The 24,556-nt window shown below is 58.3% G+C and carries 21 protein-coding genes and 9 pseudogenes; 16 read left to right on the forward strand and 14 right to left on the reverse strand.

Going from position 1 to position 24,556, the window contains the following annotated elements:
- Positions 1–94 precede the first annotated feature (94 nt).
- The 4 genes and pseudogenes from ACVWW3_RS37550 to ACVWW3_RS37565 form a co-directional block, all read left to right on the forward strand.
- The gene (locus ACVWW3_RS37550) at positions 95–1,483 is read left to right on the forward strand and encodes a recombinase family protein (protein WP_456672354.1); all 1,389 of its coding nucleotides are present in this window, start codon (positions 95–97) and stop codon (positions 1,481–1,483) included.
- Between the two features lie 146 nt (positions 1,484–1,629).
- A complete protein-coding gene (locus ACVWW3_RS37555) occupies positions 1,630–2,058 on the forward strand; it encodes a hypothetical protein (RefSeq protein ID WP_456672355.1) in 429 nt (142 codons plus the stop codon).
- A 421-nt stretch (positions 2,059–2,479) separates the two neighbouring features.
- Positions 2,480–2,980 carry a hypothetical protein gene (locus tag ACVWW3_RS37560; RefSeq protein WP_456672356.1) on the forward strand — a complete coding sequence of 167 codons (501 nt, stop codon included), beginning with the start codon at positions 2,480–2,482 and terminating at the stop codon, positions 2,978–2,980.
- Between the two features lie 380 nt (positions 2,981–3,360).
- Positions 3,361–3,588 (forward strand): annotated as a pseudogene (locus ACVWW3_RS37565) (IS256 family transposase); the annotation flags it as partial.
- Positions 3,589–3,774: 186 nt separating this feature from the next.
- On the opposite strand, the gene ACVWW3_RS37570 reads toward ACVWW3_RS37565, so the two are convergent.
- Positions 3,775–4,017 (reverse strand): hypothetical protein, encoded by a 243-nt coding sequence (locus ACVWW3_RS37570; protein ID WP_456651357.1) that lies wholly within the window; start codon positions 4,015–4,017, stop codon positions 3,775–3,777.
- A gap of 108 nt (positions 4,018–4,125) precedes the next feature.
- On the opposite strand from ACVWW3_RS37570, the gene ACVWW3_RS37575 reads away from it, so the two are divergent.
- Positions 4,126–5,258, forward strand: a protein-coding gene (locus tag ACVWW3_RS37575; RefSeq protein ID WP_456647380.1) for an IS3 family transposase whose coding sequence is annotated in 2 segments (ribosomal slippage) — positions 4,126–4,381 and positions 4,381–5,258 — 1,134 coding nt in all. Because the reading frame shifts where the segments join, the coding sequence is not laid out codon by codon here.
- Here ACVWW3_RS37575 and ACVWW3_RS37580 read toward each other — a convergent pair.
- From ACVWW3_RS37580 to tnpB (ACVWW3_RS37590), 3 genes and pseudogenes are all read right to left on the reverse strand, one after another.
- A pseudogene (locus tag ACVWW3_RS37580) lies at positions 5,255–5,849 on the reverse strand (IS66 family transposase); the annotation flags it as partial. The gene ACVWW3_RS37575 and the pseudogene ACVWW3_RS37580 sit on opposite strands and share 4 nt — an antisense overlap.
- Before the next feature lie 56 nt (positions 5,850–5,905).
- Positions 5,906–6,094 carry an IS66 family insertion sequence element accessory protein TnpB gene (tnpB, locus tag ACVWW3_RS37585; protein ID WP_456672357.1) on the reverse strand — a complete coding sequence of 63 codons (189 nt, stop codon included), beginning with the start codon at positions 6,092–6,094 and terminating at the stop codon, positions 5,906–5,908.
- Complete coding sequence (gene tnpB / locus ACVWW3_RS37590) at positions 6,054–6,242, reverse strand: IS66 family insertion sequence element accessory protein TnpB (protein ID WP_456651355.1); 189 nt, start codon at positions 6,240–6,242, stop codon at positions 6,054–6,056. Before tnpB (ACVWW3_RS37590) ends, tnpB (ACVWW3_RS37585) begins: the two co-directional genes overlap by 41 nt.
- Positions 6,243–6,493: 251 nt before the next feature.
- On the opposite strand from tnpB (ACVWW3_RS37590), the gene ACVWW3_RS37595 reads away from it, so the two are divergent.
- Positions 6,494–6,814 carry a hypothetical protein gene (locus tag ACVWW3_RS37595; RefSeq protein ID WP_456651354.1) on the forward strand — a complete coding sequence of 107 codons (321 nt, stop codon included), beginning with the start codon at positions 6,494–6,496 and terminating at the stop codon, positions 6,812–6,814.
- A 365-nt stretch (positions 6,815–7,179) separates the two neighbouring features.
- Here the strand turns inward: ACVWW3_RS37595 and ACVWW3_RS37600 are convergent.
- Positions 7,180–7,402 (reverse strand): annotated as a pseudogene (locus ACVWW3_RS37600) (IS110 family transposase); the annotation flags it as partial.
- A 77-nt stretch (positions 7,403–7,479) separates the two neighbouring features.
- Positions 7,480–8,815: pseudogene (locus tag ACVWW3_RS37605) on the reverse strand (IS1182 family transposase).
- A 154-nt stretch (positions 8,816–8,969) separates the two neighbouring features.
- Between ACVWW3_RS37605 and ACVWW3_RS37610 the strand changes: the two are divergent.
- The 3 genes and pseudogenes from ACVWW3_RS37610 to ACVWW3_RS37620 form a co-directional block, all read left to right on the forward strand.
- Entirely contained in the window at positions 8,970–10,055 is a 1,086-nt protein-coding gene (locus ACVWW3_RS37610; RefSeq protein WP_456651353.1) for an IS5 family transposase, read from the forward strand.
- Positions 10,056–10,266: 211 nt separating this feature from the next.
- A pseudogene (locus ACVWW3_RS37615) lies at positions 10,267–11,704 on the forward strand (IS701 family transposase).
- 10 nt (positions 11,705–11,714) lie between these two features.
- Positions 11,715–11,909: pseudogene (locus ACVWW3_RS37620) on the forward strand (hypothetical protein); the annotation flags it as partial.
- A 14-nt stretch (positions 11,910–11,923) separates the two neighbouring features.
- Here the strand turns inward: ACVWW3_RS37620 and ACVWW3_RS37625 are convergent.
- The 8 genes and pseudogenes from ACVWW3_RS37625 to ACVWW3_RS37660 all read right to left on the reverse strand — a co-directional run.
- Positions 11,924–12,712, reverse strand: a pseudogene (locus ACVWW3_RS37625) (IS5 family transposase); the annotation flags it as partial.
- A 620-nt stretch (positions 12,713–13,332) separates the two neighbouring features.
- A complete protein-coding gene (locus tag ACVWW3_RS37630) occupies positions 13,333–14,028 on the reverse strand; it encodes an aminotransferase class I/II-fold pyridoxal phosphate-dependent enzyme (protein ID WP_456672358.1) in 696 nt (231 codons plus the stop codon).
- A complete protein-coding gene (locus ACVWW3_RS37635) occupies positions 13,974–14,438 on the reverse strand; it encodes a hypothetical protein (protein ID WP_456651352.1) in 465 nt (154 codons plus the stop codon). The genes ACVWW3_RS37630 and ACVWW3_RS37635 overlap by 55 nt, the downstream gene beginning before the upstream one ends.
- A gap of 152 nt (positions 14,439–14,590) precedes the next feature.
- The gene (locus ACVWW3_RS37640) at positions 14,591–15,277 is read right to left on the reverse strand and encodes a CDP-alcohol phosphatidyltransferase family protein (protein ID WP_456651351.1); all 687 of its coding nucleotides are present in this window, start codon (positions 15,275–15,277) and stop codon (positions 14,591–14,593) included.
- Between the two features lie 7 nt (positions 15,278–15,284).
- On the reverse strand, positions 15,285–16,085 hold the full coding sequence (locus ACVWW3_RS37645; RefSeq protein WP_456651350.1) for a phosphocholine cytidylyltransferase family protein: 801 nt from the start codon (positions 16,083–16,085) through the stop codon (positions 15,285–15,287).
- A gap of 349 nt (positions 16,086–16,434) precedes the next feature.
- Positions 16,435–17,263, reverse strand: a pseudogene (gene aepX, locus ACVWW3_RS37650) (phosphoenolpyruvate mutase).
- Between the two features lie 733 nt (positions 17,264–17,996).
- A pseudogene (locus ACVWW3_RS37655) lies at positions 17,997–18,452 on the reverse strand (transposase); the annotation flags it as partial.
- A gap of 1,165 nt (positions 18,453–19,617) precedes the next feature.
- Positions 19,618–19,803: a hypothetical protein gene (locus tag ACVWW3_RS37660; protein WP_456672359.1), complete on the reverse strand. Its 186-nt coding sequence runs from the start codon at positions 19,801–19,803 to the stop codon at positions 19,618–19,620.
- A 165-nt stretch (positions 19,804–19,968) separates the two neighbouring features.
- Between ACVWW3_RS37660 and ACVWW3_RS37665 the strand changes: the two genes are divergently transcribed.
- The 7 genes from ACVWW3_RS37665 to ACVWW3_RS37695 all read left to right on the forward strand — a co-directional run bounded on the left by ACVWW3_RS37665 (position 19,969) and on the right by ACVWW3_RS37695 (position 24,463).
- A complete protein-coding gene (locus tag ACVWW3_RS37665) occupies positions 19,969–20,190 on the forward strand; it encodes a hypothetical protein (RefSeq protein WP_456672360.1) in 222 nt (73 codons plus the stop codon).
- Between the two features lie 476 nt (positions 20,191–20,666).
- Positions 20,667–20,900: a hypothetical protein gene (locus ACVWW3_RS37670; RefSeq protein ID WP_456651348.1), complete on the forward strand. Its 234-nt coding sequence runs from the start codon at positions 20,667–20,669 to the stop codon at positions 20,898–20,900.
- Complete coding sequence (locus ACVWW3_RS37675) at positions 20,828–21,571, forward strand: helix-turn-helix transcriptional regulator (RefSeq protein ID WP_456651347.1); 744 nt, start codon at positions 20,828–20,830, stop codon at positions 21,569–21,571. The genes ACVWW3_RS37670 and ACVWW3_RS37675 overlap by 73 nt, the downstream gene beginning before the upstream one ends.
- A gap of 1,146 nt (positions 21,572–22,717) precedes the next feature.
- Positions 22,718–23,131 (forward strand): GTP cyclohydrolase I, encoded by a 414-nt coding sequence (locus ACVWW3_RS37680; protein ID WP_456652096.1) that lies wholly within the window; start codon positions 22,718–22,720, stop codon positions 23,129–23,131.
- A 516-nt stretch (positions 23,132–23,647) separates the two neighbouring features.
- Positions 23,648–23,809, forward strand: coding sequence for a hypothetical protein (locus ACVWW3_RS37685; RefSeq protein WP_456651346.1), 162 nt, complete (start codon positions 23,648–23,650; stop codon positions 23,807–23,809).
- A 56-nt stretch (positions 23,810–23,865) separates the two neighbouring features.
- Positions 23,866–23,973, forward strand: coding sequence for a hypothetical protein (locus ACVWW3_RS37690; RefSeq protein ID WP_456672445.1), 108 nt, complete (start codon positions 23,866–23,868; stop codon positions 23,971–23,973).
- Between the two features lie 34 nt (positions 23,974–24,007).
- Complete coding sequence (locus ACVWW3_RS37695) at positions 24,008–24,463, forward strand: arylamine N-acetyltransferase (RefSeq protein WP_456651344.1); 456 nt, start codon at positions 24,008–24,010, stop codon at positions 24,461–24,463.
- Positions 24,464–24,556 lie beyond the last annotated feature (93 nt).

Here is a 24,556-nt window from a genome sequence, read left to right on the forward strand (position 1 = left end):
TGGGGGGCCCTCGATAAAGAGCAGCGCGCACATCTCGTGCTGCGACTCGCCCGACTAATCGCCCGAGCAATCGCCACTGCCGGAGATCACAACGATGAACGAACTGAGCAAGATCACCGCTGAGCACCTACGCCGATGCGCAATCGTCTACGTACGTCAGTCCAGTACGACGCAGGTCGAGCATAATCGGGAGTCCACTGCCCGTCAGTACGAGTTAGCCGAACGCGCCGCGCGGCTTGGTTGGCGACGCGATCAGGTGAAGGTCATCGATGAGGACCTCGGTATTTCCGGTTCCGGCCTTTCCGAGCGCACCGGCTTCGCGCGTATGACCGCGGAGGTCGGCCTCGGCCAGGTGGGCATCGTGCTCGGTTTGGAAGTCTCGCGACTAGCGCGCAATAATGCTGATTGGTACCGTCTGCTCGATCTATGTGGCCTGACCCACACGCTCATCGGTGATGGAGATGGGATTTATCATCCAGGCTTGTTCAATGACCGCCTGGTGCTCGGGCTCAAAGGTACGATGTCAGAGGCAGAGCTGCATGTGCTGCGTGCGCGGCTGCTCGGTGGCATCCGCAACAAGGCCGCACGCGGAGAACTGCACCGCGGGCTGCCGGTGGGTCTGGTACGAGGCGACGCCGACGGGGAGGTGCTGTTGCATCCTGACGAGTCGGTGCAAGCCGCGATCCATGCTGTCTTCGACCGCTTTGCCGAATTCGGCTCGGCACGACGCGTGTGGCTGTGGTTCCGCTCGCAAGGCCTGCGCTTTCCGCTGCACTCCAACAGCCTTGTCGATCTCCGCTGGGTCGCCCCCACTTACACAAAGATCCACCAGGTCCTCACCAACCCGTTCTATGCCGGCGTTTATGTGTATGGCCGCACCCAGCAGACATGCTATCTCGATGCGGGCGGTCGAATCCGAAAGCGCATCAGACAACGCGACCGCGAGCAGTGGCCGGTGTTCATTCGTGACCATCATGCCGGATACATCGATTGGAATACCTTCGAGGCGAACCAGAAGCGCCTGGCGCAGAACATCCGTCCTCGACCGCACCAGAGCGGGGGTGCCGTGAGAGAAGGCGCAGCACTCCTGCAAGTCCTCGCCGTATGCGGACACTGCGGTCGGCGCCTGGCCGTACACTACAGCGGCCGGTTCTCGGCGCCCGGATATCACTGCGCCGGCAAGAACATCGTCAACGGCCGGGGCGAGTACTGCCTCAACATCGGCGGTGTGCAGATTGATGCGGCTGTCGCCGAAGCGTTCCTCGCGGCTCTCGCGCCCGCAGGCCTGGAAGCCTCGCTCCAGGCGATCGAGCAATTCGACGCCGGTCACGAGACGATTCTCGCGCAGTTCCGTCGCGACGTCGAGCGTGCGCGCTACAACGCGCAGCGCGCCGAGCGACGCTATCGCGCCGTGGACCCGGAGAATAGACTCGTCGCGCGTGGACGATCGAAGCAGAATGGGAAAGCGCTCTGCTGGAACTGAAGACTGCCGAATCCGAACTCTCGGACCGCGAACATGCCCGACCGCGCTCGCTTACGCACGAAGAACGCGACGCGATCCTTGCACTCGGTAAAGACCTCAAGCGTATCTGGTTCGCGCCCACGACGAGAGATCGCGATCGCAAGGAGTTGCTCCGCACGCTGCTCGACGATGTCACCTTGAGAGTCGAGCGCGATAAATACAACGCTCACCTGACGCTGCGTTGGCGCGGCGGTCTCTTCAGTGAAGTTAATGTCCCATTGCCGCACTCGCACCCATCGCCGATCCGCACCGCCGACGATACGATCGATCTGCTGCGGCGACTGGCTGCACATTATAGCGACACCAAGATCGCCGGCATCCTCAATCGCCAAGGCCGTACAACGGCCACAGGACTGTCGTTTACGGCAAATCGTGTGTCGAGCCTGCGGACACACTGGGAGATCCCCTGCTTCGAGCCGAAACAGCAAGTGCAGGACGGCGAGTGCATGACGATCGAGAAAGCAGCACGGATCGTGTCCCTTGGCGTGGTGTATCTGGCGGCGGGTCACCGCGCCCGCCCGCTACGGCGCTATTGAGGGCGCGCGTCCGGACCGCTTTGCTCTACCGAGCTACGCCACCACCGGCGACACAACCGGATTCCATCCGCGAGCTCGTCGCGTGTGAAGAACTGAGACTTCAACTCCGAGACCGACCGGAGTTTTCGCTGCCGAATCCTCGGCTGGGAGGAGCTAAGGTCGATTAAAACCAGATCCTCGATGCAGAAGCGACCGCCCGGGACTCTCCCCATTGCTGGATAAAAAATGGGGCTCAGACCATCATCGCCGACATAGCTTACGTCCGCAGTTTGCCGCCCACCTCACCACAAGGGAGGAATTGGTGACCAGGTCCTCCGACCATCTGTGATTTGCCTGCAAGTCGGCCACCAGAAAAGGTAGTATGGCATACGTTTTTCCGTCGATACCATAATTTGCTGGCATATAGGCTATGGGAGGGCTCATGACGGTAGAGAAGAGAGCGGCAGTCACGTGCGCGGTTGTTCCTTTTCACGTCTCACGCTCCATTCAAATATACGACGCCGTCGCTGCCCACAACAACATCAGCCTATTGATGGGCTTCGACTTTCAGGAATATGTCTCAATTACTCAGGCCGCTCCAACAAAAGGGAAAACATTCCCAAACTTTCGGCCAGACCGATCCACAATTAATTCAGGCGACGGATATTGGGTCGTTGGCCTCGACAAAAAAAAGGACGTTGTGCTTACAAATGCTACTCGCCTGTATGACCTTTCGAACAGCAACTTTGAAGAGCACCTTCGGTCACTACGGGCATTTTACATTGATCCGATCGCACACGCACATCCTCAGGATCATTGTGCTTGCATAGCACCTAGCGCAAAGAAGATGACCGGCAAAGTAGCCTACAACGGCGATCTCTGGGTGCGCAGAGACCTCAGAGGACAGGGCGATTCCGAAGATGATAGCTCGAATAACGCATAGCCTGTCGTTTGCAATGTGGGCTCCCGACTTCTTATGTGCGCTTGTGGCACGCTGGCGGGTGGACAATGGGCTTCCACACTACCGTCACCATGAACCCGGCGGTTCGATATTGCGGCTGGTGAAAGAGGGTATTGCCGAGGACAATTGGCTTGTTTGGATAACTGGTGAGGAGCTAAAGAGCGAGGTCCATCGCTGCTATAAACCTGAGCTAGTACCTTGTCACAGAGGTTTTCCTCTTTGAGTTTTGCCCGACTTGCCAGTGGGTTCGGCGTATGCATGCCAGAGCTATCGCTGAAAGTTGATGACGGCGAAAATCTGTAAGGCGCCATGTCGTGGAGGTGATTAACGCCCCCACTTCTTCATCGAAGGAGCGATATGCCGTGTCCAAAGATAGGATCAAGCTGATTCAACCAGGAAACGTCGACGATCAACTCACCGAAATCTTCGGCAAATGGGGCGCGTATTTGTTGGGGCCAGGCCGTCGAGGCCGAGGTCGCGGACTGTCTCGCAAGCATGCCGATTTGAAGACTGCGGACGGCCACCAGGGCGTCGTGCGCCGCGGTCACCTGCCGGAACGCGAGGTGATGACCGGTATTGGTCCCGTCGCTTCCATCGGGATTGACAGCGAGATCCGCGGGATCGAGCGGCTCGTAGCCGCACCAATCTCTCTTCTCAGCCGCATCCGCAATCCTCATAAACCAGTAGGCGGTTGCGCACTCGGAAATTGCAGCGACTCTCTTCGAGTGCACAGGCCGCCCCTAAGCATCCATCCGAGCTAAGCCGCGGACAGTGGATCACCTATTTAACCGCCTGAGGAGTTCGGCGTCTTCCTTGTGCATCCTAATGAGCTCCATCAGGTTTTCGATGCCAAAGTCGGTGAACGCCATGACGCCGTCGTCACCTATGCCGTGAATCCAGATGACGCCGTCCTCCGGGTCCATTCCGTTGGCCACATCCCAGAGCCAGTCCTCGTCCTCGCCGAGGTCCTTTGCGACGCGACCGGTGGTGAAGATGGAATGAACTTTGTTGACGTGCATGGCTACGCCGCCTGAGCGGAGGACACAGCTGGTCTCAGAAATCTGAACATCGCGATAAGTGGAGTTTCTGCCTGAATGCGGCGATAGTTGCCGCAGACAGGAGCGACGATGAGCAGACGATCCCGCCGAACCCATTCCCCGGCCTTCAAGGCGAAAGTAGCGCTGGCCGCCATCAAGGGCGATCGAACGCTGGCGCAGTTGGCCGAGCACTTTGATGTCCACCCCAATCAGATCACGGCGTGGAAGGCCCAACTGGAGGGCGGTGCCTCTGACGTTTTCGGGGCAGGTCCCGCGGCATCTGCCGGGCCGGCCATCGACGTGAAGTCGTTGCACGCCAAGATCGGAGAGCTGACGCTGGAGAACGATTTTTTAGAAGGAGCGCTCACCAAGGCGGGGTTGCTGAGCGCAAAGCGATGATCGACCGTGAGCACGATCTGTCGATCACTAGGCAAGCGGAAGCTCTGAACATCAGCCGTGGCAGCGTCTATTACCTGCCGCGTCCGGTGCCCTCCGCCGACCTCGCGATTATGCAACGGCTCGATCGGTTGCATCTGGAGTATCCCTTCGCCGGTTCGCGTATGTTGCGCGGCCTGCTGGCTGCCGAGGGGTGCAAGGTCGGCCGTCGGCATGTCAAAACGCTGATGCGGCGAATGGGGATAGAGGCGCTCTATCGCCGTCCGCGCACGACCAAGTCAGAGCCCGGTCACAAGATCTATCCGTATCTGCTGCGCGGCATGGAGATCACACGGCCGAACCAGGTCTGGGCGATGGACATCACGTATATCCCGATGGCGCGCGGCTTCGTGTATCTCGCTGTCGTGCTGGATTGGGCAACCCGCCGGGTTCTCTCGTGGCGGTTGTCGATCACGATGGAGGCGGCCTTCTGCGTCGAGACCCTGGAGGATGCTTTGGCGCGTCACGGCAAGCCCGAAATCTTCAACACGGATCAGGGCTCGCAGTTCACTGGCGCGGCCTTCACGGGCCTGCTCACCAACCAAGCCATCGCCATCAGCATGGACGGCAAAGGGGCTTGGCGGGACAATGTGTTCGTCGAACGGCTGTGGCGCAGCGTCAAATATGAAGAGGTCTATCTGCGAGCTTACGAAACGGTCGGCGAGGCGCGAGCTTCGATTGGCCGCTATCTCGACTTCTACAACGGCCGACGTCCACACTCGAGCCTTGACGGCAGCACACCGGATCAAGCCTACTTCAACCAGCCGCCAATCCGCATGGCGGCCTAACCCCGGCAGACGCTCCACTTATCGACGCGGAGATTTTGTTCAGACAACCGGGACCAGCTCTGACGTCGACGGGGAGATGTCCAATTCCACGGCAGCAACTCGCGTAGACAGCTCTGTGGCATGTCCGCGATGCGCGCGAAGACGTCGGCGAGCCACACTTTCGGGTCGATGTTGTTGAGACGCGCCGTCATGATGAGCGCCGCCATCACGGCGGCTCGCTCGGCCCCGCGGTCGGAGCCGGCGAACAACCATGCCTTTCTTCCCGGCGCAAAACCGCGCAGCGCTCGCTCCGCCGCATTGTTGGTCAGGCAAATCCTTCCGTCGTGGACAAAGCGGGCGAAGCCGTCCCACCAGATAATTGATCGGCTTGATCACGGGACGAACGCGAGAGCCGGGCACATTCCGCCCGCAGCCGAGCCTCAAAATCGGTCACGACGAGCTTCTCTCCTGGCGGACCGGCAGCCGCTCCTCGGCGCTCAACCCGTAGATCTCGCGCTCGATCTCGAACAGCGCTTCAGCAAGCTTGGCTTCCGCCGCAAGCTTGCGGCGCGCTCGGCCAGGATCATTGCATGTGCGGCGGCGAGATCGGATGGCAGTCCGTCGGCGGCAGATTCCATAACCAGATGGAATCACATTCGTCGCCAAATTCAACGACAAAACCTTAGCCCACGCTCGTCGGACGCCAGGACTCTTTGAGGATTTCGCCAATCGATGCCGGACAAAAGATAGCTCATCTGCGCCTGCGAGATCGACACAACGCCGTCCGCCAGCGACGGCCATATAAAACGACCTCTCTCAAGTTTTCTTCGTAAACAGACAGGCGCCCTGGCCGTCATGCCAGATCACCTTCAAAAGATAGCTTCTGCGTCCGCGGAAGCAGAACAAATGACCGCTCAGCGGATCACGGCGTAGCACCTCTTGCATCTGCAACGACAAAGAGGCGAAGCCTTTGCGCATGTCGGTGTGGCCCGTCGCCAGCCACACCCGAACTCCCGTAGGGACCGGAATCATCGCGGATCCAGAGCCTCGATGATCCGGCGAAGCGCCTCAATGTCGACGCCCGCATCGACAATAACACGCCGCCCGCCAGCCAACTCGATCTCAATCCGACGCTCCGTCGAATGTGCTGCCGCGCTCTCCGATGAGGCCGCCACCGACGCCAGAGGATGCCCTCGGCCACAACTGCCCTGACAAAGCCAGCCTCGGATTTGGTCCGGTTCGCGGTAGCTGACAGCATGATCAACATCAATTTGTCGTTGAAGGCGTTGCCAGTAGCTTCGAGGTTGCCGCATTTGGGAGTGTCTATGTCTTCCGTTATCCGCACGCTTCATCTTGGCCTCAACCTTCACGGCGCGGGCGGTCATGCCGCGGCGTGGCGTTGGCCGGGCACCAACCCAAGCGCCTTCTTCGACATCGAACATTACGTTCGTGCTGCGAAGATTGCCGAGCGGGGCCCGTTGGATGCGGTGTTTTCTAGCGGATACCCCGCGATGCCCTTCGACATCACTCGCCAGCCGCCAGTCAATGTGTCAATCGGCCCTTTAATTGCGGATTGATGTCAATTCTCTTTTTGAAGCCATTCGCCAAGACGGTAGCGCTCGACCCGTCGGAGCGGGTCGGGGTTGCGGAGACGGGGCGAGCGCGGCTGGTAGATCGATAACCAGCTCGGTAGTATTTGCCGTTTAGCGTCACCTAAATCTCAATGCGATCAGCTGCCGGTCGCTGCGGTCATGATCCTTTCCGAGGTCCCAAGCGCCTCATGATGATGTCCGGATCGGGTGCCTCATCGTTTGCAACGGCGTGCGGACGAGCCGCCACCAGCCGATTGAGAAGGTCACCACTACCAACGTCCCAGCGGGACATCGCCGGGCCGGCGGACCGGGCCAGGAACTAGCAAAATTAAGGTCAGGCCGGCGCGTGGGCCCCAGTCGAACAACGTGCCATCGACCCAAATGCAGTGGAGGATCACAGCGAACTTGCGCGCAGTGGCGACCTTTGCTTTTTTCGTACCGACCCGCTTCGCCAGCTTCATTTCCCAGGCCTTGAGGGAAGACCATTTTTTTGGTCCGATAGAGAAGGACGCTCGCTGCCTCGAACAAGTAAGTTCGGAGAAGCCTGTCGCCCCATCTGGATATCTTGCCGCTAGGAGGCTGTCCCGGTAATGGACTTGGGACCGAGCGAATCGAGTTCTGAGCGTTTTTTGCAGGAGACAAGCTTCTCCTTAGCGTGCTGCTGCGAGTTTTGTGAGGTTGTGGGCGGTGCAGATCATGGCCCATTCGGCTTTGACCTTGTCGATGCCGCGCAGGAGGAACTGGCGGAATCCTCTTGCCTGCTTGATTTGGCCGAAGACGGGCTCGACGATCTGTTTTCGCAATCGATACCGGCTTCGATAGCCTGCGCGCTTGAGCTTGGTGCTCATTCTGGCGATGAGCGTGCCGGATTTGAGCTTCCGTTTTGCCGTGGCCGCCTTGGTGCTGTGCTTTTGCCGCCCGGTGGCGACGTAGCGCTCGATCCGGCGTCGGCTGAGCGTGCGAAGATTGGCTTGCGAGCAATAGCCCGCATCGGCAGATGCTTCATCCGGGTTCATCCCGAGATTGGCTTTGATGACATCGAGCAAGGGTGCGAACTGCGCCTGATCGCTCGGCGAGTTGGTCAGCGTGTGCGCTACGATGATCTGATGGGCGCCATCGACGGGCGGCCTGTGCGTTGTAGCCCTGGATGAAGCCGTTCTTGGTGGGCATCACGCGGCTGTCGGGATCGGTGAAGTTGCGTTGCGCCTTGTCGCTCGGCTCTGCCGTGACAGGCTTGGACTTGCGTCCCGGCCTGGCCTTGCCGCCATCGCCGGAGCCGTCGTCGTCCGGCTTCGAGGCGACTTTGGCTTTGGCTTCAGCTTCCAGCGCCGCTTTGGCGGCACGGATCTTCTCGAGCCGTTTCTCTTTATTGGCCATCCAGTCCGGCATCTCGTCGCCGCGCTTCGAGGCTCCGAACTGACGGTCCTCGGCCTTGTCGGTCTGGGCGGCTTCGGCCAACCAGCGTTGGACTTCCGCTGCAAGCCTCGGCTCGGCCTCCTTCATCCGGCCATAGCTCATCGCCTTGTTGATCCCGGCATTGGCCTTTGATCTTGGTGCCGTCGAGCGCCACATGGCCAAGCTTCACAAGGCCGGCCTCGCGGCACAGCTTCAAGACCTGCCGGAACAGACCCGATAGCGCTGCCAGATGGCGTTTGCGGAACTCGCTGATCGTGCGGAAATCCGGACGCTGCATTCCCGTCACCGCCGCAAATCCAGCCGCTCCTCGCAGCCCCGAGCGATCCGCCGCGACGAGTAGATCCCCTGGCTATACGCATAAAGAAGAAGCGCCGCCATCATGCCCGGATGGTAAGGCGGATAGCCGCGCTCCTCGTCATAACTATCCATGATCGCCGACAGGTCCAAGCCGGTGCGAACCGTGTCGCGGACAAAGTGCGCAACGTGCCCGGAAGGCACCAAATCCTGGACCGACGGCGGAAGCAGCCAAACCTGATCAACGTCCCAAGGACGAAATGTCTTGCTATCCACTGTTTGAATCACGACGCTTGTGCTTCGTCGAGAAAGATCCGATTACTCGGACAGGCTCCTAGTGTCAGTTTCACTAGCAGACTGCTGAAAAACCCCCTCGCCAGGGAGGGGACTTGATGATTCACTTTATCATCTCGAATCGGCGGAGACGATCATGCGCGGCAGGTTTACGGATCAGGGCGGCCTGTTTTCGTACATCGCGCCGGATAAGCGCGTGCCAGCGAACCATCCGCTGCGGAAGGTCCGGGAACTTGTCCGGGATGTTTTGAGTGATTTGAACCGCAGCCTTGGAAAGCTATACGCCAGCGAGGGACGTCCTTCGATCCCTCCGGAGCAATTGCTGAGCGCCTTGCTGCTGCAGGTGTTCTACGGCATCCGCTCGGAACGCCAGCTGATGGAGCAACTGGACTACAATCTTTTGTATCGCTGGTTCGTGGGACTGTCGCCGGACGATCCGGTCTGGGACCCGACCACCTTTACCAAGAACCGGGAGCGGCTGCAGAACGGCGATGTGTTCACGAAGTTCATGACCAGGCTTCTGAACCATTCTCAGGTCCAGCCGCTATTGTCGGACGAGCATTTTTCGGTGGACGGAACGCTGATCGAAGCCTGGGCTTCGCAGAAGAGTTTTCGCCCCAAGGACGGCAGCGGCGACGATGATGACGGCGCCAACTTCCATGGCCAGAAACGCAAGAACGACACCCATGCGAGCACCAGTGACCCGGACAGCAGGCTTTATCGCAAGGCGGCCGGACGGGAGGCCAAGCTTTGCTATATGGGCCACGCCACCATGGAGAACCGGCATGGGCTGGCGGTGGCCGGCAGGGTCACGCATGCCAATGGCACCGCCGAACGCCGGGCTGCGGAGGTCATGCTGAAGGCGAGACGCAAAGCCGCAGGTCGCCGCATCACGGCTGGTGAGGACAAGGCGTACGATACGGCCGATCATGTCGCCAATCTTCGCGCCATCGGCGTGACGCCGCATGTGACACAGAACCAGGCCATCACCAAAACCGGCAAGAACCGCAACAGCGCGATCGACGAACGAACCACGCGGCATCCCGGATACGGCATGTCGCAATCGCGCCGGGCGATGGTCGAGTGCATTTTCGGATGGGGCAAGCAGCATGGCACCATGCGCAAGACCAAACATCGGGGCATCGCTCGCGTCGCCGCCGACTTCCTGCTTAATCTGATCGCCTATAACCTGATCCGAATTCCAAAACTGCTCGCCGCATAGCCACCCCGCGCCGGGGCACACTCAATACCAAGCTCGAAATTACATCCAACTCTACCGCGCCGCTCCAAAAACGACCGGCGGAAATATGAAATTTCTCCATTTCAAGGTTTTTCAGCAGACTGTTAGTCTTACTGAGTCAGAAAGTCGCGATCTTTGATCCTGGAATTGCTGGTATTTTCGGGAGATTCGTTTTTCGGCATGGAGAGCTGGGATGGGTCACCCAAGATCGGACGGGAGTGAATCGCGGTTTGCGGCCTATGTCGAGGGGCTTGTGAGCGTGATCGGCCATGCAGACCGGGCGAAGCCGTTACGGGATTACTGCGTTGGTCTGATGATGCCATGCGAACGCAAGAGCGTGGAACCGATGGCGGCGATCACCGCGCCTGAACGGACAGCGGGCGCAGCATCAATCGCTGCTGCATTTTGTCGGTGAAGGGCGCTGGTCGGACGAGAAGGTCTTGACCAAGGTGCGCGAGATGGTGCTGCCGCGGATCGAGCGTCATGGACCGATCGAGGCCTGGATTATCGACGACACAGGTTTTCCCAAGCAGGGCCGGCATTCAGTAGGAGTGGCACGACAGTATTGCGGCCAACTCGGCAAGCAGGACAATTGTCAGGTCGCGGTGTCGCTGTCGATTGCCAATCACCACGCCAGCCTGCCGGTCGCTTATCGCCTGTACCTACCGCAGGAATGGCAAGATCGCGCACGCCGGCGAAAGGCCGGCATTCCTGAGGACATTGTCTTCAAGACCAAGCCGCAGATCGCGTTCGATCAGATTCGTAAGGCCTGCGAGGCCGGCCTGCCGCGCGGCGTCGTGCTGATGGATGCCGGTTACGGTGCCAACACCGAACTGCGCACGGATATCGCAACGCTGGGGTTGAGCTATGTCGCTGGCATTCTACCGAACACCACGGTGTGGGCGCCGGGCATGGTGCCGCTGCGCGCCAAAAGATGGTCGGGCCAGGGAAGGCCGCCGAAGTTGATACGGCGTGATCGCCATCATCAGCCAATCTCGGTCAAGAAACTCGCGCTCGGCTTGCCGGCAAAGGCATGGCGCACGATCGCGTGGCGCGAAGGTTCGGCCGAGCAGCTCACCTCGCGCTTTGCTCGGGTGCGCGTGCGGGTTGCCCATCGCGATTACAACCTCACCAAGAGCCGCCCGGAAGAATGGCTGTTGATCGAGTGGCCGAAGAACGAGGCCGAGCCGACAAAATATTGGCTCTCGACCGTTCCCGAAAAGATCGCCTTCCATCGGTTGGTCGACCTGACAAAACTGCGCTGGCGCATTGAGCGCGACTATCAGGAACTCAAGCAGGAGGTCGGGCTCGGCCACTTCGAAGGGCGCGGTTGGCGCGGCTTCCACCACCATGCCACACTATGCATAGCGGCTTACGGATTCCTCATCTCCGAAAGGGAGACGATTCCCCCCTCAGCGCCTCGTTCAGCCGGGCTATTCCAAACGCCTGCCCTTCCCGAAGGTTACAAACCCAGAGGCTCCGCCGCTGCGCACCGAACGGCACATTCCAAACTCGATTGCGACGATGCGTCGACGGCTCGTTCTCGCCCTCGTCAGAAGTCTGTCGCGATGTCCATGTTGCGCAAGAGCGATCCTGCGTCCGCGATCGCGCAAAAATTTATGACGCAGTAAGATTAGGACTCTCAAGGGCTTCCTGGACGTGCGCTACGGCACCCGCGACAGATCGGCCTGCCCCGAGTTTTCATGGGAAGGGCACGACGAGAATGACCCGTCCCATGGTCGTGGATGGGCTATGATCGGCACTGCAGGCAGGCTCGTCGGCCACTTCTACATCCACAATGGCGATAATTCAGCCTTCGTTTGCGAACGCGGCTGAGTTCTTCAACAGCTTGCTCGCAACTCGTTGACGAAGGCTTCTGCATCGTAGGCTTTGTCGGCGCCAAGCGTGATCGCTGTCGGCCGGTCGGCACGAGGCTCGATCATGTGCAGCGCGGCCACCCGCTCGGCATGCCCGTCGGCTTGTGTCAGGCACGCGTCGACCAGCAGGCCGTGGCGGTTCTCCATCAGCCCGTGTCCGATGAAGCACAGCTTCGTCTCCTTGCCTTTGCCCTTGCGGTACGGCCTGGCGTCCGGATCGGTGATCGAAGCATGGGTCTCGTTGGAGCGTTTCTGGCCATGGAAGTCCGCATCGGCATTGCGCCCGCCGCCTTGGGCCGGCGGCTCGCCGGGGCCATCCTTCGGCCTGACGCTCTTCATCGAGGCCCAGGCCTCCATCAGCGTGCCGTGGACTCATGAAGTGATCGCTCGATAGAAGCTTCTTCACCTTGGGCTGCGCCAGCACCGCCGCCAGCAATTTGGCCGCGATGTCGCCTTCCAGCAACCGGTCTCAGTTCTTCGAGAGCACCGAATGGTTTCAGGCTGGGTGTCAACGCCGATGCCGACGAACCAGCGGAACAGAACGTCGTATTCCAGCCGCTCCATCGATCCATCAGGAGCCGCTCCGAGCGGACCGAATACAACGCCTGCAACGGCATCGCCTGCAGCAGATTCTCCGGCGGGATCGACGGCCGCCCAATCGGCGAATAGAACGCGGCAAACTCACGCTCCAGCGTCGACAGCACCTCGTTCAATCGTCTGGATCGCCCGCAGCGGATGATCACGTCGCACCCGCGCCTCCATGTCAACGTAGCTGAACAGCTAGCCCGTTCGATTCTCCCCGCCGCGCACGCACCATCTCCGAATCTCGTCGGAGCCAATGAATCACGGTCGCTGGTCCGCGGCGAGCGCCTCTTTCAACAGCCTGCTAGATGCGGGGCACTTTCGCAATATGAGGTGAACCTGCCGCAGGTTCGGCGCTGACGGATCGCACCGTGCCAGGGGCCGGCGATCCGCGATGGATGCGCCGGTCCTGCCGACGGACAAGGTCATCTCCTTGAGTGCATCCGGGTCCTATTGCCCACTAACAGCCGGCGAGTAGACTTCCGATGACCGTACCGCATCACGGGTAAGCTCCGGAGCGATAGCCGCTCCGGAGCGTCTCGCGATCCGAACCTGCGCGATGCGGCTCGAAGCGTTCTCGCCGATCTCGCAATCGATGAAGTCCGCAGGCGCGCGCTCGGGGAAGCTAGCAAATTCTGGAAATATAGCCACGCAGCGCGCTGTCCCGCTGGTTCCTTTTTGAGGGGTGAACGCCGAAGGCGACGATGGCCCGCTCCGGCGGAGCCGAGACTGTGCCTTTCGCTCCGTGTCGAAGTGTCTTGGGGCCCACCCCGGCGAACTTGAAGGCTCGATACCGGGCGCTAATCAGCGATGTCTTTCAATCCTTCCACCAAAAGCTTATTGTCGTCTTCAGTGCGGCTTGCGATGCGCAAGAATCGTTTGCCATCCTGAAGCGTCTTGCCGCCATTGTGCCTGATCAATATCCGTCGATCCTTTAAGAGTTTTGAGGCGATCACGTCTCCATCCGGCCAATGGGCCGGGAGTTCGCAGAACACGAAATTTGCGTCGGGCTTCAGAACTCTCATTCCGTCGATGCTGCGCAGGTCTGCGTATAGTTTGTCCCTGTCGCTGCCCACCCTCACCCAACTCTGCTTGGCCGCGTGCGCCAGGTGAGGAAGCTTGCTTAGAAAAAACTCAGCAAACGTATTGACATTCCACGTGGGGAGGGCGGCTCTAATTTCGTGCATCGTCTTTACATTTGCCGATGCCGCATACCCGATCCGCAAACCGCATGTCCCGTAAATCTTTCCGAGGCTTTTGAGAACGATCACATTGGGAAATTCGAGCAAGTGATTTTCCAGGCTCGCACTTCGTCCGAGCTCACTAAACTCGATAAATGACTCATCGATTAGTAGCAGTTGCTGTTGAGCTCGAAGCGCCGAAGCGAGATATAGTAAATCGGCATAGGGAACCATCCGCGAAGTGGGATTATTCGGCGATATCACGACTGCGCCATTGACACCATTTGTACGCGCAAATGCTGCGTAGCGGTGCACATCGAGTTCAAAATCTGGCGGTGAAAAAAGCGTGACAACCGCCCGGGCAAGGCGGTGGTTTCATAAGGATTGAAGGTTGGGACCGGGACAGCAATCCTCATACCCAGTCGACCAAGGAAGATGGGAATGAGTTCAGCCACGCCATTGCAAATGACAAGATTATTCGCTGGCGTCTTCACCGCATCCGCAAGAAGCTGGACCATCTGCGCATTAGGAGAGGGATAGCAGGTAATAAGCCGCGGTAGAGCGTTCTTAAGTTTGTCAAGGAACGCCTGCGGCGGAAAATAAGGGGTTACCAGAAGGACGAAGTCCTTGATGTCATAATTCCAATAGCCGCCGGGGAATCGGTTGATCAGGTCAGAGACCTCGTCCGACCTAAGGGATACGTCCATTTGTGCTGCGCTGTTCATGAGTGCGACTAGCTCAAATATTTCAGGACAAACGAAAATTGCAAGATGGTCGCGATCTCTCGACAAGCTCACGGCGAACAAGCATCGAGCAGTGCCGATTGGTGCGGAAATGCTCTCGGCAACAAGTCTGGTGCACGCCGCGGTTGGCGAGACTACACGTCATCATGTGACCTGGATGGAGGGAAGCCTGCAACACGAAGAAGGCCAGTCGCTGGATCATACTTCCATCCGAAATCAAAGGAGCGACTGGCTAAAACCACCGACGACGCGACGGCGAAGATGCTTATTGCCGTATACATTGTTGCGCTGAGTGGTAGCACGCGAACAGGCGCGACATGCGCTGTAGCGAGCAGCAAGAGGCCAATGTTTACGACGTCAGGAAATGCTTCAGCAGGAATAAGAGGCTTAAAAAGAAATAGGAGCGCCAAGAGCGGTACGTCGTATGACAAGGGGACGCCCAAGAAGCGTCCATCGCGCGACCTGCCGAAGTTCGCAAAGTAGCTAAGCCTTATTGCTCCCGTCACCAGTAGAGCTGTTGCGGTCGCAAGCGCGAGTTGTGAAGCTTGGCTGACCTGTACCACAACTACCGCAGGCACAACAGCTCCATAGACGATATCTGCAAATCCATCGAGGCTCGCTCCCATTTTTGCGACATCCGGATCGCGACCTTTCGTGCGACCTGCCACAACCCCGTCGAGGTGGTCCGATAGAATAGCCCAAAGCGCTGCTGCCACGGATAGCTCAAGGCGGTCAGAGAGAGCTAAAAACAGACTGGCGGAGGAAAAGAGAAGACCTGTGATCGTTATGGCGTTCGCTGGATCCCAAAGGTATTTTAGCATTGAACTCTCACCTCGTTTGCAAATCACGTCTCGCCGTGTAGGGCTTCGTTCGGTCCTTGAAAATGCGCTCGGCAATCTCCAAATCGTCAGCATTATCAATTTCGTGCCAGCTGAGGCCATCGCATCGCGCCGCGGCGAGCTGTAGGCCTCGCCTCTCTATCAGATAACCCAAAAGTTCTTCGGTGTAGGTCTGCCGAGCTCCAGCGGCGATGATATCGTCCAGTGTCGGTACGATCGTTGCCTTGAGTGTCGGCGCCGAAAGCCGTAGAAGGTTCATCGTCTTGAAAAGCTGTGGGCCATCCGCAACAAGATTTGCCGCGGTTTGCTTCAATCGAAAACCTGAGATGAAGCCGTTCTGCGACAACAGAACGGCCGACCCTTCCATTGAATCATCGAAGGGAACGACTGCAGCTACGTCAGTCCCCCGGCAGACCATCAAGTGTCGCAGCGCATCCTCTTCAAAAAAGACGTCGCCCTCGAGAAGAAAGCAGTCTCCGGAGAGAAGAGCGTCGCGCGCCAGCCACAAAGAATAGGCGCTTCCGGTGCGGTCGAAGACGGTCGACTCGACATATTTGATTTTGAGCTCGCCAAAGTGGCTACCGCAGGCATATTGAATGGCGTCTTTGCGGTAACCCACGACGATCGTCACCTCTTCCACGCCGACAGCTTTCAGATTGCGCAGAGCGTTGTGAAGAATCGAAGTGCCGTTGACCTCGACCAGCGACTTCGGCCGCAGATCTGTCAGAGGACGCAGGCGAGAGCCGCAGCCAGCGGCGAGAATGACGGCGTTCTTGGGAGCATCGGTCACCGTTTAGTTCCGTTTTCGTCGCGCCTCTAAGGTGAAACACCGACGGACGTCTTGCCAGCGTAGGCATGCTGAAGCGACATCAGGTCTGCCGAAGCCATCTGAAAATGGAGCCCAAGCGTGAAGACAGACAAATGGTCCTCGTCGGTCCTTTCTCCAGACAGAAGGGGGGCGCTGGATCCGGTGCCTCGAGCTGCCGAGATGGCAAAGTGCGCATTTCGGTTGAGTGAGGCGTGCTACGCCATCTATTCTCAGTGCAATGGTTAGGCATTTCAGATTGCAGTCGAACCCGGAGGAAGTCAAGAACAGTAGGTCTTCGACAACGAATATGCGCTCCTGTGTCGACGAAACCCTATTTGCGCAGTTCAGCGTCGGGCCGCAAATATCGCGTTTCCGCACGGGCGAGTTCGTCATACTTGAACAGTTCGAAGACTTCCTCGAGAGTAGCAATATGCGGCTCAATGCTCGCGGTGCTTTCCTCAGCGATGATGCGACCGCAGACTTGCCGCATTGCCGCCGTTGCCGCTCGCATGGAGTGGTTGGCCCAGATCACCGTAGAGATGTTGGCTTTGCGGTATGCAGAGATCGGTGTTCGATAGTATTTCGTCGGAACGATCACGACCGGCAATTTGTTCTGCCAAGCGCGCGCGAACGATAGGATTTCGTCCGCGGTGCTCTTTCGCGAATGAATAAGGATCGCATCGGCTCCCGCGTCGGCGTAGGCGTGAGCGCGCGAAAGTGCTTCGTCCATCTCATGCCCAGCGATCAACGCCTCGATCCTTGCCACCAAGATCAAGTCGTCCGCCACGGTATCCTTCACTGCGCGGAGGCGGCCAGAGAATTCGTCGATGTCGGCGAGGGGGTGCCGATCCCCCAACAAACGAGTTCATCTTCGGAAAACAGCTGTCCTCGAGCGCGACGCCGGCTGCTCCGCGCTGACGGAGCCTTCGTGCCACGAGGCGCGCATTGTTGAAAGTCCCGAAGCCGCCATCTCCGTCAACGAGCACAGGAAGTCCGCTCGATTCCACGATCCGCTCGACTACGTCTACGAGTTGGCTCCACGACGCTTCGTTGGCATCGCGGTAGCCCAGGGAGCAGGCAATAGACAGGCCAGATGCCCAGAGGCCTTTGAACCCTGCGCGCTCAGCGATCGCGGCGGAGAGACCATCATGCACTTCCATGAGGAACGATAGCTCTCTGCGGGAGCAGATTTCGGCGCGCAGGATTTCAGCACGTGAGGAACCGGCGGGTTGATCAGGGCCGTTTGCGAGAACAGATGGTAATCGGTCTTGCATTCCAATTCCTTGTGATGAGGCGTGACGTCTAGACCGGCCGATTTCATCAATCGATAGGTGACATGCTTCCGTCATCTAGATCAATTACGAGGGTTGGTAGTTGATCGGGCCCGCAAACCTGTTCCATTTCGGAGTGCTCGAGAATCACCGCTAAGCTTCGCCGATCATTTGAGTGACGGTACAAATTGAAAGCACCGTTGTGCTCTGGTCGAGGCGCCGACCAACGGCATCATCGATCTTGCATTTGTCCACGCGGTTTTGAGACTGCGCGATCTGCGCGAAGGCTTCTGAAGTCGATGGCATTCTAGAGAGTGCGGGCTCAAGCAAGTCAGGGCGCGAATTCATTGTGGACGCGCGCGCCTTTAAGGTTTGGGGAGGGTGCAGTGCGCCAAATTCTGATCCCCGTAGCGGCGGCATACCATGGCGACCGCCGCTTTCTAGGAGCGGGAGACGCCTCGGTGGCATACTGAGAAAAGTGGTGGCTCAGTTCCCCGAACTTGAAGCGAGCTCTTCAGCCAGCTTTAATTCGAGAAACGGAATGATGTTCGCGCTGAGGGTATTATGGAGTCGCTTCGGGCATGGAAGCACGGCGCGGTTTACTTGAGCCGGAGTTTCGGCGGTCGATTGGGCGGGCGAGGAAGGCCTTCACCTTGTCGTCGATCTCGCCACACAGCCGGCTGACCTGGCTCTTGGAGATGCCGGTCATGCCCATCACCTGCACCAGATCGTCCACCGAACGGGTCGAGACGCCCTGCACATAAGCTTCCTGCACCACGGCGGTGAGCGCCTTCTCGGTCATGCGGCGCGGCTCCAGGAAGCCCGGGAAGTAGGAACCTTTGCGCAGCTTTGGAATGGGCAGTTCGACCGCGCCGGCGCGGGTCCCCCAGATCCGCTCCCGGTAACCTTTGCGCTGGGCCTGGCGCTCGGGGCTCTTCTCGCCGTAGCTCGCCCCGGTCTGGGCTTCGACTCCAAGCTCCATCAGACGCTGGGCGGCAAAGCCGATCATCTCGCGCAAGAGATCGGCATCAGGGGTCTTCTCTACGAGTGTGCGCAGGTACATCATGTCGTCGGTCATCGATGGTTCCTCCGTTGCGTTGGCGTGTCGCAACCCGATCCTACCGGAGAACTGCCGGTGACCACCGCAAAGCCGCCCGCCCGCTACGGCGCTATTTGAAGGCGCGCGTCGGGGCGGCCTTGCTCTACCGAGCTACACCATCACTGGGAACACGACCCGGTGTTGCCCTGCTGAAGGAATTAAAGTCAATACCGTGGCCGTCGTCGAACCGCAATTCGGAAGTGCCTTCAACCGGTCTCACATCGTCCAAGATTGCCGAGTTCGAGAAGGCGAATGCGAGCGGCGATTGAGCAATGGCATCCGCATCTTTCAGCGCCCGGAGCCAATTCCCGAAGGTGTCTGTCTGGCAGACTTCGAGCATGCGTCCTAATACACAGGGCGGCCGGGAAGTTGGCGGCTACAACACCCAACCGAGAGGAGGGTCCTTCCATATTCCCGAACTTCTGGATCACCTTGGCGTTCCCGAACTCGACGCTCGATGGATTGGTCATCCTCGAGAAGGCGAGGGTGCAGACAGACCCAGCTTGCGCGAGAGAGCTGCGGCGTGCCTGAGGTCGCTTGGCGCTGAAACATTCCCTCGCCTTCCGGGCGCGATGCATTCGCCAGAAGGGCGAAGGACAAAGCAATAGTAAGTCACTTCAGGCATCAGCCGTATCCGCGAGCTAAGCGCGCCTCTTTCAAGGTACTCACTCGATAGTCCCTCCACATGGACGTCCAGCCGATCTCATCCGGATGTGTATTGAGCCAAATCGTAGATCCCCCAGTTCGCCTGCCGCGCAATCAAAGGGAGCGGTTTGCAAAGAAAGCAATGGGATACCGCAGCCTACACTACACGCGAACTCCAAAACCGTTGACGGCCTCCCATGAGCTTCTGTTGATGATCACGAGTTTCAAACCGTTTGAAGAGTTGCGTCTCCGAAATTGCCCACCAAAACAACGGGGCGACAGCATACGTGCTGTGGGGCAGTATGCTTTGCGGGCGTCCGTCTGCTAGGCCGCTCGCGGAGACGGACAGTCGGATGATTGCGCCGATTCGACGTAACTGGAATCCAAAAGACTTTTCGATGAGTTGACGCCGGCGATGTTCACGGCCGGACCATCGACTGTGCGCGCACGTCGGGACAAGTTGTGGCCAGAGTTGTATACTGAATACGACGCGAGGCACTTAAAACAAGAATTGTTCAACCGAAATCTGACCGCCACCGACGAAGCTGACGCGTTCTTTAGTGCCTGGGCCGCGGATGAAGAGCGTCACACCGATGGTTTCATCCGGATCATGGAGCTTGTCGCTGGTGAATCCGCAAAGATCTTCGAGACAGATTGGAGGCTCGATCGCATAGTTTTTCTGCAATGAATGAATACTTGAAGGACAAATTCTCTCTGATCGTTATGATCGCATTTGATGAGATGTGTACTTGCCGCGCCTATGCTGCGGATAGAGAGTTCTATGCCGGACTTGGCAGCAGCTTCCTTCGTTGCCAGAGAGAGGTGGTTGCCGACGAGGGCAGTTCACTCGATGAACGCTGTTAATGTTCTCCGTGCCCGTTACTGCGAGCGCATTCCCGAAATCGGCGAGATTCTCGACAGCATAATCCTCAGCGTGGGCGATCCGGATTATATCGGCACCTTCGTACTGGATTACTTCGGCGGGAATTACACGAAGCAGATGTTTGTCAACAGCCGCGCCGCTGTCCTGAGAAACGTTGCTAAGCCGCTAAAAGCCGCAGTGACGGATTGAAGCGTCGGCGCGCAAAGTGGACCAACGAGCGTCTGCGCCTCATCCCCTGTCGGTGCCTCAGAATGCATGTGTTGGTCGGTCAGAGGGATTCGGCTCACAGACCACTCAGATAGCCTGCATCCGCTGCCCTTGAACTTTTCCGCTTGTTTCAAAGGTTCTTGGCAAGCGACAGGCAATAATGAGCGATTCAGCGGTGCCTTGCACAAGGGGGCACCGATCACACGTCAAGAGAAAAAGCCAGTCAGGCAATCGTCACGAACAACTAAGCCAAATGGCGCTGTCGGCTTTCCTCCTGATGTCGCGAATTCTTCAACGCACGCGCCCGCGGCATCTATCCCAATTCTCTCAAGTCATTGTCGTTAAATCCGATTTTTTGGAGCGGTGCAACTGGTACAACACTTGCTGTTCTCATCCCCAGGTTCTCGTTCTTCCGGAGATGCGTATGCAAAGTGCCCTCTGCACCAAGCAGAATTTTCATGCTCGCCGGCAAGCCGAACATCGGCGGTGACACCGGGCTCCTTGAGCTCGGGATCACGGAGCGGCTCGGCGAGGGATTGAAACTTGCCTCCGCTCAAAACAAGCTCAATGGAGCGGCGCAATACCGACCTTTTTGGGCCAGCCTGCTGAGGCGCCAAAAATGGATCTTTTCAGCTTCACCGAATGCGCGACGCGAACACAATGCCTCAGATCGCTTTTCGAGCGTCTTGTGAGCTGTGCGAGCGACGAAGGCTTCAGCGAAGTCTCTTACGGAGCGCTCAATTTCGCGGAGCCACTTCGTCTACCGGAGTATCCGCCGCCCGCGGTGGCCGTAAAGTGGCCGCCCGAATGGTGTGAGCGATATTTTAAGCGAAAGTACCACAAAATCGATCCGGTGGTCCGGCGGACACCGACGCTTTCGCGGCCCTTTCTGTGGGATCAACTCGCCGAGCAATATCAACTACAGCCCGACGAACGGCGCGTACTTGATGAGGCCAGAGAGGCCGGTCTCAAGCACGGCATGAGTGTACCGTTGTTTGGGCCATTGGGTCGATTATCCGTCATATCGTTTGCATCTCGGTTCGACGATGCCGATCCTCAACACTCCAAAGGCCATCTCAACGCACTAGCCTGGCACTTTCATACCGCTTGTGTGGAGATCACACGTCCGGCCGAAGATAACTGCAATATGAGAGTTGCGCTATCGCAGCGGGAACTAGATTGTCTACGGTGGGTGGCAGAGGGCAAATCGTCATGGGAAATCGGGAGGATATTACAAATCAGCGACAATACGGTGAACTTTCATCTTAAGAACGCGATGCGAAAGCTGGGCGCGACCAGCCGGATCCAAGCCGCCATTGTGGCGATCCGCCTCAATCTTATCTTTGACGTCCATGTTGCGTGAGCATCTTGATGGGACGATGATTATGGGACGATGATTGTATCGAAGCCAGTTTGCGTCTGAAAACTGCTGTGAAAACAAAAGTCGCTCCTATGGGCAATCGTTCGCCAAGGCATTGAGCAAGCTCGACCTGCCATGTGACGAAGCCACTTGCTGCTAGCGCGCACGTTGTATACGGCAACTACGGCTTAGTCCCGGGCATTCTTTGGAGCGTTAAGTTAGAATGGGTCTGGCGAGGGAGTCCAGCATTTGCAGTCCGCCGTTGTTGCGGCTTTGAAGGGGTAGACGCTCCGTGACGGCATCGATGTGCAAAGTGAAGGCTGTTGAGGCGTCTCATAAATGAGGAGGCGTTTGTGAACGAAGCTCGCACGATTGGGCTAACAGAATGTAGTTTCAGGCACATGGCGCAGACGCGAGCGAGGCCGGCAAAACGACCGCATCATGTTTTGACGCCCTTATGTTTGTTTTCAGCCGTGTCGTCTTGAAGGCGTTCATGTCCGGCCCCTGACATCAGGGCGTAAAATGTTTCCGCGCGCGCTCGCAAGGCACATGGTGTTGTTGTCTTCCAGCAAGACTAGCATAGCGGTTTTCGGCATGTTGATTGCAGCGACGGTGAAGGACGCGTTTCAAGAATAGCGGTCTCTCGCCGTCACCACTCAAGAGTTCAGATGAAAGCTATCTATTCTATCAAGCAACTCCGTCATTGTTCGAACGTTGGCGGCGCTACGCAGGACAATGGATGGCATCGCGCGACCGGCCATGTTGCCGACACGGTGGAAATCTCGAAATCATCCAGGATCTCAAGGCCAGCGCGGCAGGTAATCGCAGATCAGGTGGCGACAAGCGGCCGTTCCGACGGCCAGAGGTCATCATGTGGACTACCGAAATGCAGAAGCGCCCGCAGATCAACTTGTTCGCGCAAGAGCGAGGCAAAGCGCCCGGCTAGAATATTTGATGAGCTCAAGGCAAGTAATTCGGAAACGCCTGCTCGACGCAGGCGTGTCCTTTGGAGCAGATGCCAATGTCGCAGAATACTTCCGGCCTGGTGAGGTGGAGATAATACAAGCAGAAGTCGAGCAGCACTTGCAGGTTTGCTTGAGGGCCTGGTTGTCGACACCAGCCGCGACCACAACACGACTGCGACCGCCGATGTACGTGCGCGAGGTGTTTGCCGGGCGCTTTGAAGCTGCGCCTGAGGCTACGGACTTGCCAAACGCGGGCTGCCTGGAAGAGATCTACGCGCTTGGCCCCATCACTGTGAGATCGACGTGCTCGCACCACTTTGTTCCCGTAATTGGCCGCATGTGGGTCGGCGTGCTGCCTGGTAAGTCGGTGATCGGTATCAGCAAAGTTGTGCGTGTGGCCAACTGGATCATGGCGCGCCCGCCGAAGCTGTTCAGGACTTCGTTCCGCAACCACGGCGGTTTGCATGAGGAATGCACGGTGCCGATCGGCCGACGCATTGTCGGGGCGATCAAACCAGTGTGGCTGCGCGTCGGCCGCTATTGGTATCGGCGTGGCGGCATCCCGATCGACGTGTTCTGGCAGAGCGGCACGCCATAGGAGGGCGCCTGCTTGCCCGATACAGGCGTGGCGCCTTATCGCGGGGCCGGCTGAGCAACCCAAAAGAGCGACAGCCGCTCGTTAGTAGCGCAAGAACTGCAATTTCGTAACTACGATTGATCAAGGGCGATGTCATGTTGAACGCGGCGGAAACTGCTAGTGTAGCTGAGAGCGATTCCTCAGCTGGTAGCTGTCGCCGTTCTCTACTCAGCGATGGCGGATCGCCGGCGACCGTGGATCTGAAACGCGGTGCGTTCGCGGCGAGGCGAGACGAAATGAGTCGCAAGTTTGGAAGATCGCCGTTGCAAACCGCCGCGGATCGGAAGTATTACGGGCTGTTCCGGCCGTGCACAAATGGCGCGTTGGCTCGATACCGGCACTGAGGCTGTCGCCGGAGTGCTCGGGCTGTTTCATTTCTATAGGAGAGATGGCCACCTTTACGCCGCTACACGTTCACTGCGAAGTCATCGCGCTTCCGGCCCTTAATCAAACGAATCCAGGTATCAAGGACGTGCCATGGCATTTAAAATTGCGACCTATCTCGATCGGATCGCCCTTGCTCAAGTCCCGACAACGGTTGATGGCCTTCTTGCGCTCCAGCAGGCTCAAATGCGTGCGATCCCCTATGAGAACATTGATGTTCTGCTGGGCGATATCCCCGATCTGACTGAAAATTGATCTGGGCCAAACTGATCGATGCCCGGCGAGGCGGCTATTGCTTCGAATTGAACAAGTTGTTTGGCTTGGCGCTCGAAGCACTCGATTTCACGGTCCGGCCCATTCTTTGCAGGGTGCGCATGGGGGCTCCGGAAGGTGGCCCACGCACACACATCATGCATTGATCGTGGACCATAGAGGGCTCCGACTGGCTTGCCGATGCCGGCTTCCCCGGTCCCGGCACCGATTGCACCGTTACGAATCGATGCGGAGGAGCAGCAAATAGTTGGCCATGACGTGTTTCGTCTGCGGGCGGACCCGGCCAGTGGAGAGCTCGTGCTTGAACGCAAGAACGAAGATGAATGGTTCGCCCTTTTCGATATCGACCGAGCCGTCGCCCTGCCACCAGATTTCGAGGGCGCCAACTTCATCTGCGCACGTTGGGACGGTATGCCTTTTCCATCCGTCCTCATGATGAGTGTGCTGACATCCGAGGGGCGTGCAACCTTGCTTAACAAGAAGCTCAGATTGACTCGCAGCCAATTTAAGGAAACACAAACACTCGAAACGAAGATCGAACTGCAGCAGGTCTTGGCCAATGTCTTCGGGCTCCGACTGCCTCAGTACACCGTTGATTCCTTATGGGAAAAGCTTGGGTCGCGCGGACTTGTATAGGAAAGAAGGTGATCAAGCATTGCCAGCGCGACGATGGTCTGTGCGGTCTCTTTCAATTTCCCATAACGTCGATCAGCCGCGCTGATTGGCGAA

The organism is Bradyrhizobium sp. LM2.9 (assembly GCF_054056555.1).